This is a genomic window from Haloarcula mannanilytica (assembly GCF_005406125.1).
GTDB lineage: Archaea > Halobacteriota > Halobacteria > Halobacteriales > Haloarculaceae > Haloarcula > Haloarcula mannanilytica.
Genome location: NZ_BIXZ01000001.1, coordinates 1327344 through 1348324 on the forward strand (window position 1 = coordinate 1327344; position 20981 = coordinate 1348324).

Annotated in this window: 17 protein-coding genes; 6 read left to right on the plus strand and 11 right to left on the minus strand. The window is 66.4% G+C overall.

The features are described 5' to 3' along the window. Positions 1–38 precede the first annotated feature (38 nt). From Harman_RS06825 to Harman_RS06840, 4 genes are read right to left on the minus strand one after another with little or no spacing between them, the layout of a single operon-like run. Positions 39–1652, minus strand: a complete 1614-nt coding sequence (locus Harman_RS06825; protein ID WP_137683040.1) for a DUF7519 family protein — start codon at positions 1650–1652, stop codon at positions 39–41. 2 nt (positions 1653–1654) lie between these two features. Continuing rightward, positions 1655–3040: a DUF58 domain-containing protein gene (locus tag Harman_RS06830; protein ID WP_137683041.1), complete on the minus strand. Its 1386-nt coding sequence runs from the start codon at positions 3038–3040 to the stop codon at positions 1655–1657. 2 nt (positions 3041–3042) lie between these two features. Then, positions 3043–3642: a DUF7269 family protein gene (locus Harman_RS06835; protein ID WP_137683042.1), complete on the minus strand. Its 600-nt coding sequence runs from the start codon at positions 3640–3642 to the stop codon at positions 3043–3045. Further along, positions 3642–6422 carry a transglutaminase TgpA family protein gene (locus Harman_RS06840; RefSeq protein WP_137683043.1) on the minus strand — a complete coding sequence of 927 codons (2781 nt, stop codon included), beginning with the start codon at positions 6420–6422 and terminating at the stop codon, positions 3642–3644. The genes Harman_RS06835 and Harman_RS06840 overlap by 1 nt, the downstream gene beginning before the upstream one ends. A gap of 237 nt (positions 6423–6659) precedes the next feature. Between Harman_RS06840 and Harman_RS06845 the strand changes: the two genes are divergently transcribed. The 4 genes from Harman_RS06845 (at position 6660) to Harman_RS06860 (ending at position 10360) form a co-directional block, all read left to right on the plus strand. Next, complete coding sequence (locus Harman_RS06845; RefSeq protein ID WP_268812792.1) at positions 6660–8027, plus strand: right-handed parallel beta-helix repeat-containing protein; 1368 nt, start codon at positions 6660–6662, stop codon at positions 8025–8027. A 56-nt stretch (positions 8028–8083) separates the two neighbouring features. Next, positions 8084–8359 carry a hypothetical protein gene (locus tag Harman_RS06850; RefSeq protein ID WP_137683044.1) on the plus strand — a complete coding sequence of 92 codons (276 nt, stop codon included), beginning with the start codon at positions 8084–8086 and terminating at the stop codon, positions 8357–8359. Positions 8360–8453: 94 nt separating this feature from the next. Beyond that, a complete protein-coding gene (locus tag Harman_RS06855) occupies positions 8454–9386 on the plus strand; it encodes an ABC transporter ATP-binding protein (protein WP_137683045.1) in 933 nt (310 codons plus the stop codon). Beyond that, positions 9383–10360: an ABC transporter permease subunit gene (locus Harman_RS06860; RefSeq protein WP_137683046.1), complete on the plus strand. Its 978-nt coding sequence runs from the start codon at positions 9383–9385 to the stop codon at positions 10358–10360. Before Harman_RS06855 ends, Harman_RS06860 begins: the two co-directional genes overlap by 4 nt. Here the strand turns inward: Harman_RS06860 and ligA are convergent. The 6 genes from ligA to Harman_RS06890 all read right to left on the minus strand — a co-directional run bounded on the left by ligA (position 10355) and on the right by Harman_RS06890 (position 17400). Beyond that, entirely contained in the window at positions 10355–12439 is a 2085-nt protein-coding gene (gene ligA / locus Harman_RS06865; protein ID WP_137683047.1) for an NAD-dependent DNA ligase LigA, read from the minus strand. The genes Harman_RS06860 and ligA overlap by 6 nt on opposite strands. A 70-nt stretch (positions 12440–12509) precedes the next feature. After that, positions 12510–13226 (minus strand): bacteriorhodopsin, encoded by a 717-nt coding sequence (locus Harman_RS06870; RefSeq protein ID WP_137683048.1) that lies wholly within the window; start codon positions 13224–13226, stop codon positions 12510–12512. After that, positions 13219–14820, minus strand: a complete 1602-nt coding sequence (locus Harman_RS06875; protein ID WP_137683049.1) for a methyl-accepting chemotaxis protein — start codon at positions 14818–14820, stop codon at positions 13219–13221. Before Harman_RS06875 ends, Harman_RS06870 begins: the two co-directional genes overlap by 8 nt. A 185-nt stretch (positions 14821–15005) precedes the next feature. Then, a complete protein-coding gene (locus Harman_RS06880) occupies positions 15006–15275 on the minus strand; it encodes a HalOD1 output domain-containing protein (protein WP_137683050.1) in 270 nt (89 codons plus the stop codon). Positions 15276–15473: 198 nt separating this feature from the next. Then, on the minus strand, positions 15474–16577 hold the full coding sequence (locus Harman_RS06885; protein ID WP_137683051.1) for a pyridoxal-phosphate-dependent aminotransferase family protein: 1104 nt from the start codon (positions 16575–16577) through the stop codon (positions 15474–15476). 343 nt (positions 16578–16920) lie between these two features. Next, positions 16921–17400, minus strand: a complete 480-nt coding sequence (locus tag Harman_RS06890; RefSeq protein WP_137683143.1) for a hypothetical protein — start codon at positions 17398–17400, stop codon at positions 16921–16923. A 137-nt stretch (positions 17401–17537) separates the two neighbouring features. Here Harman_RS06890 and Harman_RS06895 point away from each other — a divergent pair, with 137 nt between their 5' ends. Further along, the gene (locus Harman_RS06895) at positions 17538–18167 is read left to right on the plus strand and encodes a hypothetical protein (RefSeq protein ID WP_137683052.1); all 630 of its coding nucleotides are present in this window, start codon (positions 17538–17540) and stop codon (positions 18165–18167) included. A 33-nt stretch (positions 18168–18200) separates the two neighbouring features. Next, positions 18201–19946: an excinuclease ABC subunit C gene (locus Harman_RS06900; RefSeq protein ID WP_137683053.1), complete on the plus strand. Its 1746-nt coding sequence runs from the start codon at positions 18201–18203 to the stop codon at positions 19944–19946. 108 nt (positions 19947–20054) lie between these two features. Here Harman_RS06900 and Harman_RS06905 read toward each other — a convergent pair whose 3' ends face one another. Further along, positions 20055–20771, minus strand: coding sequence for a fumarylacetoacetate hydrolase family protein (locus Harman_RS06905; protein WP_137683054.1), 717 nt, complete (start codon positions 20769–20771; stop codon positions 20055–20057). Positions 20772–20981: the final 210 nt, after the last annotated feature.

Here is a 20981-nt window from a genome sequence, read left to right on the forward strand (position 1 = left end):
GGCTTGACAGCACTGCACAAAGGCTTGTTCGGTGCGTGCTATCGGATCGCGGCCACTAACGCAAGGACGGCAACGAGACAGACCACGAGCCCCGCAACGGCGACCGACGGTTCCACGACGATAGAACCCTGTGCGATACCGGACAGCCCCAACGTCGCCGCCGCGCCGACACCGCCGACCGCGACGGTCCCGCCGGTGTGGACGAGTTCCGTGCGACGCGTCGCGGCCCCAGTGCCGACCTCGCGTCCGAGCGTCGTCCCGAACGAGCCGGCGTCCCAGACGACGACGGCACCCACAAGGCCCGCGAGCACCAGCCAGGTCGGGGTGTCAAGCGTCGCGGCAAAGGCGCTCGCCCCGAACAGCCCGGCGGCGGCGAGCGTGACGCCGGCCGTCCGCTCGCGGAGATAGCTCGTCACCAATGCGATCCACAGCTGTCCCGTGGCGCTGATGACCGCAAACAGCGCCAGGACGATTAGCACCAGCGTAACGGTCTCGGCCCCGTACACGTCCAGTATTGGAACGAGGAACTGCTCGACGGCCGCCGCGGCCGGCGTCGCTCGGAGCGCCGTCTCGATGGCTCCGACTGCCGGGCCCGCGACCGCCACCGCGGCGAGCGTGATGACGCCGCCGCCGACATACGGCGCGAGAACGGTCCCGACGCGGTCGGCCGAACTCTGGACTGTCCGCCGGAGGAACCAGACGGCCAGCGAGACAGCCGTCGCGCCGAGGAACAGCCACCAGAGGAGGCCACGGAGACCCGGTGCAGCCGTGACTGCGACGATGAGGTCATACAGGACACGCGGGAGCAGTTCGGCCACGGATTCCTGGCCGAGGCCCAGTTCGAACAGCCCGGCGACCGGCGCGACCAGCAGGGCGAGTCGGCCCGTCCACCGGAGCGTTCGCTCGGCGGCGGCAAGAGGCCCCTTGATATCGGGCGCTTCGCTCGTCTCCGGGACGAGTTCGGCAAGCGGCAGGGAATCGATGCCCCGGGCCAGCGCCGCGGCGGCGAGGGCGAGCAACAGACTGAAGATGGCGATGTGCGTCCGCCCGGGAACCGGGTCGAACACCGGCCCCAGCACCTGTGTGAGGGCCTCACCCAGCAATTGCTGGACGCCAGGGGTCCCGGCGTTGGACTGCAAATAGTCGACGGCTCCGCGCGCGAACAGCGCCAGGGCGACGGCGAACGGAACGACGGTCGTCCGTACGACGACGCCGCCATAGGTCCCAACGCGGTCGGTGTCGACGACGCCATGGGTGGCCGCGCTCGCGCCGAAAACGGCAGTGAGACAGCCGAGAACGACGAACACCTGCGACAGCAGCGTGACGACCGCCGGGCGGATGCCGGTCTGTGAGGAGACCGGGAACAGTTCGGCACCGAGCGAGACGACCGCGCCGGCGCTGGCGACCGAGAGTCCGACAGCGACCGGCAGCGAGAGGATGCTGGCGAGGACGGTGCCGACCGCCCGCCATCGGTCCCAGCCGCTCAGCCACAGCGACAGCGCCAGCAGGACGCCGGTCGCCGCACCGACGAGGGCGGCCCGGTCAGCGGAGACGGTTCCCAGCAGTGCCGCGACCAGCAGCGCCGTCACGCCGACGACGGTGGCGAGGCTGGTCCAGGGCATCCGGGTCGAGAGTGTGGTGTTGTCGTCCATGGTTACACGCTGAACAGGTCCGCGAGCGAGGCCCGCAGCGCCACGTCGATGGGGCTGTCGAGGTCCCAGTCGATGACGGTCGCGCCGGACAGTTCGGCCCGCTGGAGCCGAGCGGTGCGTTCGACGCCGGCGACGGCCGCCCCGAGTGAGTCGCCGCGAGCCAGCGACGGACTGACCAGCGTCGTCGGGTAGTCACGGACCGCGAGCGACGACACCAGCGAGACGGGCCAGTCGTCGGCGGCCGGCGAAAACACGACGACCTGCGCGGTCGGCGGCAGGCGGGCGAGCACCGCCAGCAGGTCCGGGTCATCGACTGTGCCCCCGTCGGCCGTCGTCACCTGTGTGTCGTCCCCAGGGGGCTGGCGGGACTTGGTTCCAGACACGTCAGCGTCACCGGCCGCGTCAGCCTCCGACTGCCGGGCCGCCGCGCGGCCCACGCTGTCGAACACCTGTCTCGCGTGGGCGGCCGCGTGGCCGCCCGAGGCGTCGACCCACGCCAGCCCGTCAGGACCGAGCCCGCCGGGGACATCCGATTCAGCCAATCCGACGGCACAGACGCTCGCGACGACGCTAGTCCGGGAGAGGGCGTCAAACAGGCGCTCGGCAGCGTAGGCCGACAGTTCGGCACCGGTCGGGAACCCCGGCTCCGGCGTCACGCGGGCCGGCGGCCGCGCGTCCACGACCAGCACGGTCCTGACGGCCTGTTCCTCGCGGTAGTCGATTGTGGTCAGTTCGTCGGTCTTGGCGTAGCGCCGCCAGTCGATGCGGTTGACCGGGTCACCGGGCTGGTAGCTCCGCGTCGAGTGGAACTCCAGCCCGCTCCCGCCGGTGTCGGTGGGGAGCGTCCCCGCCCGCGGGAGCGTCGCGTCGGCCATCGGCACCTCAGAGACGGTGTTCGAGCAGGTCAGCGTCCCGTCGCCGGCGACGGGGAGGTCGACGGTCACCTCGTCGCTGGCCGACAGCGTCCGCACCCGCACCGCGGCGGCGTCGAAGGTGTAACTCCCGCGCTTTGCCATCACGGCGTAGGACAGCGTCGCGCTCTCGTTGGGCCGCAGCGAGGTACAGAGACGTGGCGACCCGTCGACGACGGCCAGTTCCTCGGGCACGCCGTCGATGACCCGCACGTCGGTCAGCGAACCGCTGCCGGTGTTCGTAAGCGTGAGTTCGATTTCGACCGGTTCGCCCGGTGTCGGCTGAGCGTCGGAGACGGAACGGGCCGCCTGCAAGTCGGTCCCCGCCGGCACCCGCGACAGTGCGCCGTAGGCGACGTAGATGAGCGGTATCGCGGTCGCCGCGAGCAACAGCGGCTCCGCGGTCAGCAGCGAGACGCTAACGAGAAACAGCGCGGCTGCGAGGCCACCGCTCCAGCGGCGAACACGACGGTGCATCGTCAGCGTTCACCCCCCGACACCCGCTCGATAGCGTCGACCGTCCGGCGGATGCGGCGACGGCGCTCGCTCTCGGGGTCGAGCCACAGGCGGAGCCGGGCCAGCAGCGACTGGGGGTCCGTCGGCGAGAGCAGCGCCGCCGCGACAGCATCGTCGGTCCAGGTCCCCGCCCGCACGGCTTGGCGGGCCTCCGCCTGCGAAACGCCGACACCGATAGCGTAGGCCGTCGTCGCCGCCGTTGCGAGCCGCTCGGTGACGGTGTCCATCGCCGAATCGTCGCCCGCAACCGCGTCGTCGATAGCCGCGTCGATGTCGGCGGCGAACAGCCGCCCCTCCGTCGCTGTGACGGCCTCGGGCGGGCTGTCGACGGCCACATCGAAGGCGGTCGCCGAGCCACCGCCGAGGAGTCCACCGAGCCAGCCGGCGAGAACCGCACAGAGCCCGACGACCAGGCTCCCGGCGAGGAGGGCGGTCGTCGGGGTAACAGCGGCGAGCAGCGCGACCAGCGATTCGCCGGCGACCATCGGCGCGAAAACGAGGGCGGCCGCGACAGCGGTCGCCAGCAGCCCCACAGTCCCGAAGACGACCGTTCGTAGGTGCATCAGGCCCGTCCCTCCGTTGGGTCGTCGGTGTCGTCGGTCGCGCCGGACTGCTGCCTGGCGGCCGCTTCGATGGTCCGAATCGCGTCCTCGACGGCCGCCACGTGCTCCTGTGGGTCCCGCTGGCCGTACTCGACCGCCCGGAAGGCGTCCCGGACCGTCCGAACCGCGGCCGGCGGGAGGCCGTCCCGTTCGATGGCGTGGGTCGCAATCTCGCCGGGCGTCCGCGTCCAGTACCGTCGGAGCGAGACGTGGGTCAGGAACCGCGTCCACGCCTCGCGGATGGTGACGCGGGCCGCGGGCGTCCCGTCGTCGCCGTTTGGTTCGGTCGCGGAGACGGCCGTCACCGCGCCGCTGGCCGCGTCTCCGGCCGCCGAAAGGCGGGTATCAACCCACGCCCGCAGTGCGTCCAGCAGCGCCGCCGGCGACCGGCGGCCGGCGAGCAAATCCCGCAGCGCCGTGAGAGTGAATGCGAGTCGCGTGCGAAAGCGGCCCAGCAGGTCGTCGAGCACCACAGCGACACCGACCAGCGCCCCGACAGCGAGTTCGCGTGCGGACCGAAGCCACTCCCACAGCGTCTCCGCCGTGACGTTCCGCCGACGAGCGCCGACGACGGTTCCGGCGATGAGCGCACCGAGAGCGGCCGCGACGGCCGCGGCGTTGACGAACAGGCCGCCGACAGTCGTCGTGGCCGTCTGGCCGTACTTCGAGACCGCAATCGTGGTACTGGACGCGAGCGGCAGGCCGACCGTCGCCCGGCCGGTCGCACCGGTCCGAGTCATCGGCTCCCCGCCGACCGCGACCGTGGCGTTCGTGACCGGCTCGCCGCCCATCGTCGCGTTCACCGTCTGGCCGCTGACGGGCAGCGCCAGGGGCAGCGTCGGCGTCGTCGCCACGGAGAGCCGTTCGAGCGCGACGGTCGTGTTGCCACTGACGGCCTCCCGCTCGACGGCAATCGAGACGTTACCGGGTTCGGTCGGAAGCGTGACCGCTGCACGCCCCTGCCGGTCCGTCGTCGCTACCTGCTCGCCGTCGAGCAACACGTCGCCGTCACGCACCGGGACGCCGTCGACGGTTGCGGTGACGGTCACCTCGCCACCGGTGACCTGCTCGCCGGTGACACTCACCGACACGGTGGTGTTCAGTTCGTAGCTCGCGTTCGTCGACTGCTGGGCCTGCGGACCAGCGACAGCAAAGGAGCGTCCGCTATCCCGCGGTACCGACGGAACGGCGAGCGATGCCTCGTCATCGGGTGCATCGACGGTTATCGTCAGTTCGTCATCGTAGGGGACCGTCCCGGAGACGGTGCCGTCCGGTCCCGTCGTCCCGACCGGCTCGCCGTTGAAGGACACGTCGGCACCTTCGACCGGCGCGCCGTCACGGGTCACCGTCGCTGCCACCGCCGCACCCGGTGTCGCCGTCCGGTTGAGTTCGACGACGAACTCGCCGGACTCGGAAACGGTCTGTCCCTCGCCCGAGTCGCTGGCTCCATCGCCATCACCGGTCTCGTCTGCACTCGTCTCAGTGCCCGTCGATTCCTCGCTCTGTGACTCCTGGCCGTCCACACCGGTCGTTGTCTCGTCTGTCGGCGTCTCGTCCGTCGGCGTGCCGACGGCGAACTCCTCGCCGGGACTTCCGGACTCAGAGGCGCTGTATTCCTGGCTGCTGTTTTGCATCGCCTGCTGTTCGGATTCCAGGCGTTCCCGGCCCGGCGTCGGATCGAACTGCACCCAGCCGACGCCCTCGAAGTACACCTCGACCCACGCGTGGGCGTTCATCCCGCGGACGGTGTACTCGTTCTGGCCGGTCCGCTCGCCGGTCGAGTAGCCGACGACGTATCGGGCCGGGATGTCCTGGCTCCGCAGCATCACCGCCATCGAGGTGGCGAAGTACTCGCAGTACCCCTCGTCCATCTGGAAGATGAACTCAGTGGCCACGTCGTCCTCGGGCGGCTGGCTGACGTTCAGCGAGTAGTTCTTGTTCGCCTCCAGCCACTGCTCGATGGTCACCGCCGTCTCGTAGGGCGAGTCGCTGTCTTCGGTCAGCCGGTCGGTGAACGGTCCCACCTGGGCCGAGGTCGACGCCGGCACGCCCGTGTAGCGCGATTCGATTTCGTCGGGGTAGTCACGGCCACTCGTCTGTAGCACCTCGGGGTCGTCGGGCGGCGTCACGCTGGTCGCACTGTAGGTCGTTCCGGCTGGCAGCGGTCGTTCGGACGTGACTGCGCCGTACTCGGTGACCAGCACGTTCTCACGCGAGACGGATTTCGGCCGCCAGACGGTCGGCAACGACGTGGCGGACTTGGCCAGTCGCACCTCGTAATCGACCGTCGAGTCGGTCATTCCATCGACCGCCATCGCCCCCTCGTAGGCCTGCGGGTCCGCACGGCCGTCCCATCCCGTGCCGGTGTAGGTTTCGTACGCGCCCGTCCGCCAATAGGCCGGTTCGGAGCTCGTGACGGTGAAATGTGGCTCCGTGTTCTGAGACTGGTACGGACTGTCGCCGCTGTCGAGTGAGCCACCGACGCTAGTCTGGCTTCCTGGGTTCAGTGCGCCGAGTTGGCCCCCGCTGCCCCCGGTCGAGGTCCCCCCGGCCTCCCCGAACGGGTTCTCCTGTGGGAGGGGGATAAGGGACTCCATCGGGCTCTGTGTCCCACCGGGGGACAGAACCGGGAGCATCGCCGTCGCCAGCACCACGGCGACGACACACACGGCGGTGAGCAGGACCCGGAGGTAGTCCCTGTCTGCCGATACATCTTCGAAGGGCGAGTCGTCGGAGACCACGTCGGATTACCGTATCGTCCCGGCGCTGTCGGCATAAATCTGCTGTCAGTGGCGGGGACGGCGTACCGCTCGTCGCGTTCTGGAGACGGGCGTCCCGTGTCGGCCGGCATCGAACGAGCCACACGCCGGCGGACTGACCCACTGTGTCGGACCGGACAGTTCAGGTATTAAGGGGTACGTACCGGTCAGACGAGTATTATAAGCGGTTATTGCGGGCGGCCGGGCAGCCGAACGTGCATGCAGACTGACACCAACGGAGCTGGTACTGCGTCGCGACAATCGGACTGGCAGGCGTCGCGCCGGTCCGTGCTATCGAGTATCGGTGCCGCGGCGGGCATCGGACTGTTCAGCGGCAGCGAGCAGGCACAGGCGGGCGCTGGACTACCGGGCGCAGGGGCGCTGTTCTTCGTCACGACCGGAGCCGGACAGTCGAACGGGGGAGGGAACGGAAATGCCAACGGCAACGGAAACGGGAACGGCAACGGCACGGAGTATCTGGTACTCGACAGCGGCCGCGGCAAGGTCGCGTTCACGACCGGCGGCACCGCTGACGAGGCGTTTCAGTACGCCTTCGACAACGTCCCGGACAGCGGCGGAGCCGTCATCGCCAGCGCCGACACCTTCCACTTCGGTGGGCCGGCGACGATGGGCGACAACACCGCGCTGACCGGTCAGCAGGGGACTCGCTTCGTCGCCACACAGACCGGAACGGACGAGGACCCCGCGCCGTCGGAGTCCCAGTCGAACCCGCTGGCGACCGGGCACGACCTCATTCGCGTGCGCGGTAACAACACTGCTGTCACCGACATCGAGTTCGACGCCAACGGCACGCAACTGAGCAATCAGGCCATCCAGGCCGACCAGTGTGACAGCGTCTACATCGCCCGCAACCGCACGGTGAACGGCTTCCAGATGGCGCTGTCGTTCACGCGCTGTACGGGCGTAACCGTCGCGCACAACGAAGTCCTCAATCCGAACTGGTACGGCATCACCAGCCGTGCCGCACCGACCGGCAGCGACCGGGACCTCCGGCAATCCAGCGACGTTGTCATCGCCGGCAACCGCGTCGTCGGCGTGAAGTTCAACAACATCGCCCCGTACAACGTCTCGAACTTCGCCGTCATCGGGAACGTCGCCGTCGACGGCGGCCACAGCCTCATCGCCTGCTCGCCGGCCCAGCGCGGAACCATCGTCGGGAACGTCTGTCGGGACCTGACCGAGTTCGCGCCCGACCCCGGCGGCGAGGCCGGCATCGAAATCGAGTACAAGGAAACGCACCTCCGAGACGAGGTGGCCGGAACCCCCGAAGCCCGGTCGTCAGACATCACGATCTCGGGCAATCAGGTCGACAGCTGTCCGGTCGGCATCCTCGCGCGGACGGTCCCGGCGGACGCGGACAACACCGAGGCACGGACCGAGAAGCGACCGTACAGTTTCACAATCACGGGTAACACGGTCACCGACGCGTCGGCGGCCGGCATCCGACTCCGCTCGGGCGACGCTGGCGTGGTGGCGACGAACACGGTCCGCAACGCCGGGACTGCTATCGACATCGACACGGAGTACACTGCAGGCATCGAGCAGGGACTGAACGTCACCCGTTGAGGCGGTTCGGGAGGGGGTTGTAAGATATAAACCGCCGGCCCGCAAACGACACGGCAATGACCGACGACGAGGAGACGGTCCAGTGCTGGCTGGTCGAACGCTCTAGTTTCGGCGACGAGCGCATGGTGACGCTCATCTACGCGCCGCCCGAGGGCGACCGCCACCTGACCAAACAGCTCTCGCCGAACCTGCTCAGGCGCAAACGGATTACGGCGGCCATCGATGTCGAACCCGAACGGTTGGAACCGATAAATGACGAGGAGACCCGGGAGCGCTATGCCACGGAGGCCCAGCGGATGGCCGAGCGCCACGACCCCGAGGCCGAAGTGTAAGCGGCCCCGAGACGGGCTGAGCCCGCGTTCTGACTTTTTTGCGTGATAACTGGAACACGAAAGACTATACACGCGGCCGTCACAAACCGGCCGTATGGCAGCGATAGAACTGGATGGCGTCACCAAGCAGTTCGGGAGTCTCACCGCGCTGCAAGGGGTCGACCTCACCGTCGAGGAGGGCGAAATCTTCGGCTTCCTCGGCCCGAACGGGGCCGGGAAGTCGACGACGATCAACATCCTCCTAGATTTCGTCCGCGCGACCGACGGGTCGGCGACGGTGCTCGGCCACGACATCCACGAAGAACCGAAGCAGATCCGTGCCCGCACTGGTGTCCTCCCCGAAGGCTACGACGTGTACGACCGGCTCACCGGTCGCCAGCATCTCTCCTTTGTCATCGAATCGAAAGGCGCAGACAACGACCCCGACACGTTAGCCGAGCGGGTCGGCATCGCCGATGCAATCGACCGCAAGGCCGGGGGCTACTCCAAAGGGATGCAACAGCGCCTCGTGTTGGCGATGGCGCTCGTCGGCGAACCGGATCTCCTCATTCTGGACGAGCCGACGACCGGGCTCGACCCCAACGGCGCACGGCTGATGCGGGAACTCATCCGTGAGGAGAACGAGCGCGGCGCGACCGTCTTCTTCTCCAGTCACATCCTCGGGCAGGTCGAGGCCGTCTGTGACACGGTCGGCATCCTGCAGGACGGTCGCCTCATCGCGAAAGACAGCGTCGCTGGCCTGCGGGAGGCTGCCGCGGGGGACACCGTCCTCCGCGTGACGCTTGCCGACGGCGACGGCACCGACGACGTGATTACAGCTATCAAGGGCATCGACGCGGTGTCGGGGGTGACCGTGGACGGAAACACGCTCTCGGTCACCTGCGACGGCGACGCGAAGATGGCCGTCCTCAACGCCGTCGAGGAGAACGGCCGCGAAGTCGCCAACTTCGACACCGAAGAGGCCTCGCTCGATGAAGTGTTCGCGGCCTACACCGAGTCACAAGAACAACAGGAGGTCGACGCATGAGCACCGAGCAAAACCCCGTCAAGCGCTTCATCGCCGACGTGGATACGAGCATCAAGAAGTCCGAGTTCGCTGACTGGTATCCCATCGTCAAAAAGGAGTTCGCTGACTCGATCCGGACGCGGGCGCTGCTCCTGCTGTCGCTGCTGTACGTCGGCGTGATGGTCTTTCCGCCGATTGTCATCCTCTATACGGACCTCGGGGGGTCAGCACAGGGCGCGTCAGCTATTCTGATAACCCTAACGCCACAGATCCTCTCCGTCCTCGTTCCCCTCACTGCTATCGCGCTCGCATACGCCGCACTGTCCGGCGAACGCCAGAACGGGTCCCTGAAGCTACTGCTGTCGCTGCCATACACACGCAGGGATGTCGTCATGGGGAAGCTGTTCGGTCGGTTCGTCGCCATCGCGACGCCGCTTGCCGCGGTCATCGTGTTGCAGACGCTGGTCATTCTCCCGGAACTCGGATCGGACCTGGATCTCAGTAATCTCGCCGCCCTGACGGTCGTCAGCCTGTTGCTGGCGCTGTCGTTCGTCGGCTTGTCGCTGGGCGCGTCTGCGGCGACCTCGACGACGAGGCGGTCGCTGATGGTCGCCGCCGGGGTCTGGGTCTACCTGTATCTCATCTGGGACCGAGCAGCGGGGGGCATCTTCACGCTGCTACAGGAACACGCGAGCGTCGAACAGGCGACGGCGCTGAAAGTCGAACTGTTCGTGAAGTTGGTGAGTCCAATCGCCTCCTACAACACGCTGCTGAACTCGCTGTCGGGCAGCATGTCCACCAGGGAGGCCCGGATAGCGATGTTCAGAGGGCTGGGTGGGTTGCTGCCGACACAGAAAGAGCAACTGGCGGCGCAGGTGCTTCAGGACTCCGTCCCGTGGTACCTCACGGACCCAGTCCCGGTCGTCGTGCTCCTGTTCTGGTGTGCGTTCCCGCTGTTCCTCGGCTACCGGATATTCAACGAGGCCGACCTATAGCACGCCGTGCCGTTCTAACAGCGCCTCGAACTCGTTCTCATTTAACGTCTCGACGCCGTGGTCGTCCGCATCGTCCTGTTTTCGCTGGCCGGGGTTGTCGCCCAGCACAAGATAGTCCGTGTTGCCGGAGACGCTGCTCGTCGCTGACCCGCCGTTTCGCTCGACCAGTTCCTGCGCGTCACTGCGGGTGTAGCCCGCAAGCGACCCGGTGAACACAAACGTCAGTCCGTCGAGTGCATCGCCGCCGGTCTCCTCCGCGGCCTGTGGCTCAACGTGATCGAGCAGACGGTCGAGAACGGCGCGGTTGCCCTCGCCCTCGAAGAAGTCGACAATGGAGCGGGCGACAGTCGGACCCACATCGGGCACAGCCTCGAACGCTTCGGTGTCGCCGTCGTCGGCAGCGTCCAGTATCGCCTCGAACGTTCCGAACTCCTGTGCGAGATTGCGCGCGGTGACGGTCCCCACTTCGGGGATGCCTAGGGCAACGAGGAAATCCGCAAGCGGCGGCTCGCGGGCGTCGTCCATTTCCCCGACGAGGTTCCGGGCGCTGGTCTCGCCCCAGCCCTCCAGGTCGGCCAGTTCCTCGGCAGTGAGTTCGTACAGGTCCGCGGGGTCCGAGACGAGGCCGGCGTCCAGCAGTTGCTGGACGGCCTTCTCGCCGAGGCCCTCGATGTCCAGCGCGTCGCGGCTGGCGTAGTGTTCGACGCTGCGCTCGCGCTGGGCGGGGCAGGTCAGCCCGCCGGTACAGAAGGCCATCGGGCCGTCGCGTTCGACGGGGCTGTCACAGGCCGGGCAGGTCGCCGGGAACTCGAAGTGGCCGTCGCCGTCGTCGTCCAGCACTTCGACGACATCCGGGATGACATCGCCGGCCCGCTTGATGCGGACTCGGTCGCCGATGTCGACGCCGAGGTCGGCGACGAGCGAGGGGTTGTGCAGCGAGGCCCGCGAGACGGTGACGCCGCCGACTTCGACGGGGTCCATCAGCGCGACGGGGGTGAGCCGGCCGGTCCGGCCGACCTGGACGACGATGTCCCGAACGGTGGTCTCCTCCTTGCGAGCCGGGAACTTGTAGGCGAAGGCCCACCGTGGGGCGCGCGAGGTCGACCCGAGTTCCTCGCAGGCGGCCATGTCGTTGACCTTGATGACGACGCCGTCGATTTCGTAGTCGAGCCCGTCGCGAGCGTCGAGCTGCTCGTTCCGGTAGTCGATGGCGGCGTCGATGTCGTCGACGACGGCGGTCCGGTCACACACCCGCAGTCCCCACTCGGGGAATTGCTTGTGCATCGCGCTGTGGCTCGAAAAGTCAACGGAGGCGTCGAGAACCCCGAAGAAGAAGACCGAAAGGGGACGCTGTGCGGTCACCGACGGGTCGAGCTGGCGGAGCGTCCCGGCAGCGGCGTTGCGCGGGTTCGCAAAGGGGTCCTCGCCGCGCTCGACGCGCTCGCGGTTGAACGCCGTGAAGGCCTCTCGGGGAATGTACACTTCCCCGCGGACGGCCAGATAGTCGGGGTAGTCACCGCGCAAACGCTGGGGGACGCTGGCGATGGTGCGGACGTTCTCGGTCACGTCCTCGCCGACCTCGCCGTCGCCGCGGGTCGCGGCGCGCTGGTAGACACCGTCCTCGTAGACGATTTCGACGGAGAGGCCGTCGAACTTCGGCTCGCAGAAGTACTGGACCTCGTCAGTACCGAGGGAATCGCGGACCCGCTCGTCGAACTCCCGCACGGCCGCTTCGTCGCCACCCTGGTCGATAGAGCCCATCCGGGCGACGTGTTCGACCTCGGGGAGTTCGTCCAGCGGTTCGCCGCCGACGCGTTGCGTGGGACTCCCCTCCGTGTCGAGATCGAACGCCGCTTCGAGCGTCTGAAGCCGGGAAAACAACGCGTCGTAGGCCCGGTCGCCGATGACCGGATCGTTCTCGACGTAGTACCGGTGGTCGTGGTAGCGGACCGCTTCGCGCAGCTGGTCGGCTTGCTCCCGGGCCGTCGCTTCGTCGATGTCCTCGACGGGGGCAAAATCGGTCGGTGGGTCCTCAACGTAGGGATTAGCCTCGAGATCGGCGTCAGAGACGGCTGGCATTACTGTGCCTTCTGCGTGCCGGCCACTAAGCTACTACGTTGGGGCATGCGAAGCAGTTGTGACCTATCCCTCAGTCGGCACTCTGCCCGGCGAACGTCTCCGAGACCACTTCGGTCAGATCGATCTTGTCAACGGTAATCGCGTCGACGTTGGCGAACAGGAAGCCGGCGAAGCCGACACGGATCAGCAGGCCGATGTACTCGGAGAGGACCGTTATCACGAACGGGTCGAACACGTTCCCGATGGCGATGATCGCATAGGCGATGAGCATGCCGGTGAGGAACAACAGGAGGTTCCGGGACTTCCAGTGGAGCAGGCGCTGGTCGTCCGGGAGGGCGTCCGCGCGCCGCCAGATAGGGCCGGCAAACAGATACGCCAGCACTCCGTGGCCGACGACAGCCACCAGGATCCCAGCGAGGGCGATGGGACCGCCAGCGATAGCGGCCACGTTGAACGCGAGCACCTGAACCAGCGGAATCCCGGCGACGATGGCGAGCGTTCGGTGGGATTCGTTGGCGAGCAGGACCGTAACGACGTACAGCGTCGAGTAGGTGACGAAGTCATCGAGTATCTTCGGCAGATCCGTCTCACTGCCCGCGATATCGACGAATCCGATACCCAGCGCCGAGAGAGCGGTCATCACCGTGGCGAATCCGACGACGCCAACGACCGGGTAGCAGTAACGTCGCTTGGCGGCCGGAAGCCGACGGAGCCAGGCCAGGAGGACGACCAGCGACGCGGTGTAGACGAGCGCCGAAACCGTCAGCACCATCTCGGTACTACTCATCGGCTCCCCCCGAAGCTGGCCGCACGCTCGTCTGGTTCGGAGTTCCTCCAGCGTCCGTGGCGCTCGCCCGCGTCTCGAACGTCGAGAGCCGGTCGATGAGTTCCCGGGTCCGCGCAGAGAGGTCGTCGGCCCGCTGCCGGACGGCGCTCATCGTTTCGGCGGTTTCCTGGGCCGTATCGGCCAGGTCGTGGGACTGCCTGGCGACATCACTGGCGGCCTCGCCGACGGTGTCGATAGTTGCGGCCAGTTCTTCGGTTGCACTGGCACCGTCGTCGGTCGCCCGCGAGATTTCGGCCATCGCGTCGTCGACATCGTCGACAGTGTCAGTCAGTCGCTCGACGGCATCGCCGACCTGGTTGACGGTGGTCACGCCCGCACTGATGCGCTCGCTGGTGTGGTCCATCTCGTCGGCGACCTCGTCGACTTCCCCGCGAGCGCCCTCGACGATTCCCTCGATCTCGTCGATGGCTGCCTGGGTTTCCTCCGCGAGGGTCTTGACTTCCTCTGCGACGACAGCGAACCCGTCACCGCCGTCGCCGGCGTGTGAGGCCTCGATGTTCGCGTTCAGTGCGAGCATGTTCGTCTGTTCGGCGATGTCGTCGATCAGTTCAGTCGTGGCTGCCACGTCGTCCATACGGTCGTCCAGGTCAGTCACGAGCGCGTCGAGGTGGGTCACGGCGGTTTCGATCCCTTCGATGGCCTCGATGGCCGCCTCGGTCCGGTCCGCCCCGGTCGCGCCAACGTCGGCGGCTTCGCCGGCCTGTCGAGCGACCTCGTCTGTCGTTGAGGCGACTTCCTCGACGGTCGCGGACAGGTCGTTCGTTTCCTCGATGGCCGTTTCGAGTTGGGTCGCCTGCGCCTCGATATCGCCGGCCAGTTCTCGAATATCATCGGCAAGGGACTGGTTGAGTTCCTCGATCTCCGTCGCGTCTGTGGCGACGGCTGTACTGGCTTTCTCAACGTCAGTCGCGAACTGCCGGATATCGTCGACAGTCTCGGAGAGACCGTCGGCCATCTCCTCGTAGGCCACCGAGATCCGTTCGACGGCATCGACATCAGTGTCAGCGTCGAGGCGTTGAGTGAAATCGCCGTCGGCCGCGGCCGTCATCGCGTCACCGATGTCGGTGGCGTGCTCGAGGAGGGTTTCGTTAAACTCCTCTGCGTCCTGTCGGGCCGCCTGTGCGTCTTGCTTGGCCTGTTCAGCCTCCTCGCGGGCGGTCTCTGACTCGTCGAACGCGTCGCTAAGGGAGTGGCGCATGCTGTCGAACGCGGATGCGAGACGCCCGAACTCGTCAGCACGGTCGACATCCGGACTGGTGTCGAGGTTCCCGTCCTCGATTGCCGTCGCAGCGTCGGTCAGTCGCCGGAGTTCGACCGCTGCGTTCCCGGCCAGCACGATAGCGAGCAATCCAAGATTGAGCGTTACGACGAACAACGTCCCCGAAAGAGCCGCGAGCCCAGCCCCCTGATTTGCCGCGTGTGCGGCAAACACAGCCCCGAACCCGAGCGTGACCAGGAGCGTCACACCGATTGCGAGCCCGATCCGCCGGCTGTAGTGGGCCACAACCCTCGTTCGGACGGTCGTCTCAGTCATACGTTCGACTCTCCGACCACCCGACTTATTCCTATCTTTCCGAGTTCAGATACTGATAACTAGCTCAATAGAGTCTAAAACAGTCTTTCATGGACATTCGTATTTGGCAGTCGAATCAGCACTCCCACCACCGTCGTTATGCAGCCAAAAGTGAAATACCTCGCAAAAACGCCCCAGTTCGACAGTTATCGGCCGATCTTGGCACCGGGTGCCTTGATGACGAGTTCCCCATCGCTTCGAACAGTGACGGAGTGACCGGCGTATTCAAAGGAGATACTGACGGGTGTCGAGCGGTCCGACGAGTCAACGAGCGAGTCCAGTGCTTCGGGGTCGATAGTCTCGTACAGCGGGGCGAAATCAGTCTGTTCCCGGCCAGTCATGGCGGAGATGTATTCCGTCACCGCTGCGCTCGGTTGGGTCTCGGTCCAGTCAAACTGCTTGCGTGTCACGTTCATCGGTATCGAAGAATTCTCGTCCCCGCTTCGTCCGTTACTTTTACTCATGGTGGTTTGTCTATCTGCATCAAAGTAGTACGCAGTAATATAGTCTTCCCAGCATTATCAGACTGTGAAAAGACGGGGCACCGCGATCAGGGCGGGCGAAATCAAGCAGTATCGTCGATTTTCGTCGGTTTTCGTCGGTTCTCGCCCGGGTTACAGGTCGGCTGCGTCTTCGATTGCGTCGGTTAGCTTCTTGATACTCTCGACGGTATGTTCGCCCATGTGTCCGATTCGGAAACTCTCCTCGCTGATGTCGCCGTAGCCACTGGAGAACACCATGTCGTACTCCTCGGAGACGGCCTCGACCGTCTCGGCGACGTTGATCCCCTGCGTGTTCTCGATACAGGTCACCGTCTGGGACTCGTAGCCCTCCTCGGGGTAGAGGTCGAAGTGCTCGCGGGCCCACTCGCGCGTGTACTCGGCCATCTCCTGGTGGCGCTGGTCGCGGGCGTCGTGGGTCTCATCGAGCATGTGTTTCATCTGCTTGCGGTAGGCGAGCATCAGCGGAATCGCCGGCGTGGAGTGGGTCTGGCCCTTCCGGTCGTAGTAGTCGAGCGTGCGCTGGAAGCCGCCGTACCACGACGCCGAGTCCTTCTCCAGTTCCCGCTCGTAGGCGGCGTCGCTGACGGCACAGACCGCGAGGCCGGGCGGCATGGCGAAGGCCTTCTGCGTGGACGTGAAGATGGCGTCGATGCCGTGGGCCTCGATGTCGATCTGGTCGCCGCCGAGACAGGAGATGGCGTCGACGACGAAGTAGGTGTCCGGGTACTCCGCGACCACGTCGCCGATTTCCTCGATCGGGTTCCGGACGCCGGTCGAGGTCTCGTTCATCACGGCCCCGACGGCGTCGTAGTCGCCGGATTCGAGCGCGTCGCGGATGTCGTCTGGTTTGACTGCTCTGCCCCAGTCGTACTCGATGCGGTCGACATCTTTGCCGAGTCGCTGTGCGACGTTGGCCTGGCGCTCGCTGAACGCGCCGGAGGTCGGCACGAGCATGCTGTCCTCGACGAGGTTGAGCGTCGTCGCTTCCCAGAACTCCGTGCCCGACGCCGTGAGCACGATGACATCGTTGTCAGTGCCGAGGAACTCCTTCGTGTCCTCGACGATGGTGGTGTAGAGGTCCGTCATCCGGTCCATCCGGTGGCCGAACATCGGTTCGGCCATCGCCTCGATAACGTCCTCGCGCACCTCTGTCGGCCCCGGGAGATACAGCGTTTTGTCCTGGTAGTCGTCTTTGTATTCGCGTTTTTCGGTCACAGAACCACCTGTAGTAGGTGAGTGCTCGAATCCAGGGGGCATGGTAGTTTTGATACCGGGCGAGGGCCACCGTCTCACCCCCAGCAGCGACCGGGGCCAGCGGGACGGTGTCGCCGTCCCCGCAGAGCGTCCGCGCCGACGGGGATAACTCAGACAGCGACTGTACTCTACAGGAAGTATTTGTCAATGGGGATGGTAAACACACACACGTCCTCACATATGGGTCGCCACGCCCCGCTCACGGACGATCAGCGAACGGCCGTCGCCCACCGGGCAGTCGAGCAGGTCGCTGCCACGCTCGCCGAGATGCACGATGACTCGCGACCGGTCCAACGTACGCCGGTCAGCGGCGACGGTACAGACGGACGCCGTACATGACAAATCCGGCGTAGATCGCCGGCCCGAGCAGGACCGTCGGCATTGTCGCTATCACGCCGTTGTACAGGTATCCGAGGAGAACGTCGATAAAGACTAACAGGAAGGGCGCGAGCGCGAGCGCCTTCCCGCCGGTTCTGACCGCGTCGTCGACTGTCGACCGGGAGGCACCGATCGCTGCAACGCCGGCGACAACGAGGATATACGACAGCGTGACACCCGGCGGTGAGACGATCGGGAGCGTAAACAGCGCAATCGTCCCGAGGGCGAAGCCGACGACCCGTGGTCCGTTGTCGCTCCCAGCGAGCGCGTGCTGGATCCCGTCGAGGTCGCCGGCGTTCAGCGCCGCTTCGAGGTCCGACGTGGTTTGACTGCCGCCGCCAGCGTCGAGGACCGTTGTCCCGGTCCCGGCGTCGACCGGGCTGTCGAAGTCCCGGCCGCAGTGCATACACCACGTCGCGGTCGCACTGACTTTCTCCGAGCAGTGGGGGCAGCGGGGATCGGCGGTCATACTGTCATGTTCGAGGGCGCACAGTTAGCGGTTACGGGGGGAGAATATACACGTGTCCACGGGAAAGGGGGTGTATGGATTGGGTCGCACGGGCCGAGAGCCTCCTGTACGACGGCGAGGTGATCGAAGCGGACGTTCGCCTGGACCGCGGCGGGGTCGTCGTGACAAGCCATCGCGTCCTCGTGTTCACGCCGGACCGCGAGGGGTCGAACTACAGGCAGGTCGACCGCCCCAACGTCGAAGGCGTTGATGTCACCACGAGCGGTGACTGGTCGTTCCTCGAACTCGGCGTGAAGGCGCTGGTCGTCGGTGTCGTGCTGGTAGCCGCCGGGATGACGGTGAGCCTCGATAGCCTCGTCAGCAACGTCTCGCTTGACAGCGGCGGTGCCACCAGTGCCGTCGGTATCGGCGGGATGCTGGGGATGCTCCAGACGATGCTGACGCTGATGGCACAACTGGACGACCTGCTGCGCCTGTTTGGCGGCCTCGCGCTGGCCTTTGCCGCCGTCGTCCTCGGGGTGTATCTCTGGAGCCGCGACCGGCTACTCGTCGTGCGCGTCGCCGGCGACGACGACATCGAACTGACCGCACCGGACGACGAGAGCGTCGTCGACCGAATCGAGGCCGCCATCGTTCCGGGCGCGGCACCCGCCGACGCCGCAAATCCGGACCAGCAGCCACAGTCCGAGGACCCGCTCCCGTGACGTTCAACCCCACCGAGCGCCAAGCCTGAGCTAATGGACGCCGAGGAGGTTCGAGAGCGCGCGGGGTCGTTGCCATCGGAGCCCGGCGTGTACCTGTTCGAACAGGAGCGCGACGGCCAGCGCCGCGTTCTCTACGTCGGGAAAGCCGTCGACCTGCGGGACCGCGTGCGCTCCTACGCCGATCCGCGCAGCGAGCGCATCGCCAAGATGGTCGAACGAGCCGAAACCATCGACTTCGCGGTCACCGACACCGAGACGCAAGCGCTGTTGCTCGAAGCGAACCTGATCAAGCGCCACCGGCCGCCCTACAACGTCCGACTGAAAGACGACAAGTCCTACCCGCTGGTCCAGCTGACCGACCATGCCGTCCCTCGAATCAAGGTGACCCGCGACCCCGAGGACGGCGCGACCGTCTACGGGCCGTTCACCGACAAGGGTCGGGTCGAAACGGTGGTGAAGGCCCTGCGGGAGACCTACGGCCTGCGGGGCTGTTCCGACCACAAGTACAGCAACCGGGACCGCCCCTGTCTGGACTACGAGATGGGTATCTGCACCGCGCCCTGCACCGGCGAAATCAGCGAAAGCGACTACGCCGAAGATGTCGAGGCCGTTACGCGGTACTTCGAGGGCGAGACCGGCGTGCTCGCGGACCCGCTGCGCCGCGAGATGGAAGCCGCCGCCCAGTCCCAAGAGTTCGAGCGCGCCGCGAACCTCCGGGACAAGCTCGGGGCCGTCGAGGCGCTCCACGGCGAAGGCGACACCGCCGTCAGCGACTCCGGTGGGTACCAGACGACGGACGTGCTCGGGGCCGCCATCGAGGGCGAGCGCGCCATCGTCGCCCGACTCCACGCCGAGGGCGGCAAGCTCATCGAACGGGACCGGCACACGCTGGAGGCCCCGGACGGCGAGGGGACCGCCGGCGTGTACCGGGCGTTCATTCCGCAGTACTACGCCGAACGGGAGTTGCCCGACCGGATTCTCTGTGCCGAAGCCCCCGCCGACCCGGATATCGAGACGTGGCTGAAGAGCGAGGGCGTCACTCTCGGCGTGCCCGGGGCTGGACGGGAGGCGACGCTGGTCGACCTTGCGCTGAAAAACGCCCGCCAACGTGGCGGGACTGACGACGAGACCGGCGGACTGGCCGACGCGCTGGGAATCGACCGCCCGAGCCGCATCGAGGGGTTCGACGTGAGCCACGCTCAGGGCCGGTCAGCCGTCGGCTCGAACGTCACCTTCGTCGACGAGACGCCTGAAAAAAGCGACTACCGCCGGAAGAAGCTCACCGAGCAAAACGACGACTACGCGAACATGCGCGAACTCGTCCGCTGGCGGGCCACACGCGCCGTCGAGGACCGTGACGACCGGCCGGACCCGGACCTGCTGCTCATCGACGGCGGCGACGGCCAGCTTGGGGCGGCCCGCGACGCCCTCGCCGAGACCGGCTGGGACGTGCCCGCCATCGCGCTGGCGAAAGACGAGGAGCTAGTCATCACGCCCGACCGCGTGTACGACTGGGACGACGACGCACCACACCTGCATCTCCTCCAGCGGATTCGCGACGAGGCCCACCGCTTTGCCGTCCAGTACCATCAGACGCTACGGGACGAAGTGTCGACGACGCTCGACGACGTGCCCGGTATCGGCCCCGAAACGCGGAAGCGACTGCTCCGGCGCTTCGGCAGCGTCGACAACGTCAGGACGGCCTCCGACGAAGAACTGACAGCTATCGACGGCATCGGCGAGCAGACCGCGGAGACGATTCGGTCGCAGCTCCAGTGATTTCGTATAGCAGATAGTAGTTTATTCCTGGCGAGCGATCAGAGACACTATTCTGTCGAAACGAGCCGAAGAAAGCCGCTAAGCTACGATTCCAGAGGACAGACGCCGTTACGGCTCGACGACCGTGTTCCGGAGCGTCCCGACACCGTCGTAGGTGATCTCGATCGTGTCACCGGGTGCGACCGTCCCCGGATTGGCGGGGCTCCCGAACGCGACGACATCGCCGGGCCGGAAGGTGAACCGTTCCGAGAGGTACGCGACCACCTCGTGTGGCCCAAACAGCATCTCGCTGGTGTTGGCGGACTGGCGGCGCTCGTCACCGATGTCGGTGTGCATGTCGATACCCGTGGGGTCCACGTCCGTCTCGATCCAGGGACCGAGGGGCGCGGAGCCGTCGAAGGCTTTCCGTGCGGTTCGGCCCTGCTGGTCCAGCGCGTCGACATCATTCAGTATCGTGTACCCTCGGACAGCGTCCGGGACCGCAGCGGGGTCGAGGTCGTGGCACCGTTTGCCGATGACCGCAGCTAACTCCCCGGCGTAGGTGAGTTCGTCGCTGAACGGCGGGTACGGAATGTCTTGTTCGTGGGCGAGCAGTGCCGTCGGGGGCTTGATGAAGAAATCCGGTTCCTCGGGCCGGTCGTAGTCCATCTGGTCGTTGGTAGCGGCGTAGTTCCGGCCGACGCAGTACAGCGCGGTCGGTTCACATGGCGGTAGCAATCGTCCATCGCGCCCGACTGCGTACTGGCCGTCGTCGGTATGGACGACACCGTCAACGTATTCACCCGAGACCGGTCCGTCATCCGTCAGGAGTCGCGCGATTCGCATACTGAGTGGTCTGTGTGGCGGTGAAAAAGGCGTGTCGGCTACAATGTGGGTAGCGCGACCCCGATCCTCCAGAATACAACCAGAATAAGTGTTCTACCGCCGTTTTGCTGGCATAACGATCTTGCAGCTGTGACTTCAGTAAATCAAATACCGCGATATCAAATATCGTAATAGATGTGAACTCGGCGTCGAAGCAGTCCAAGCACCGGA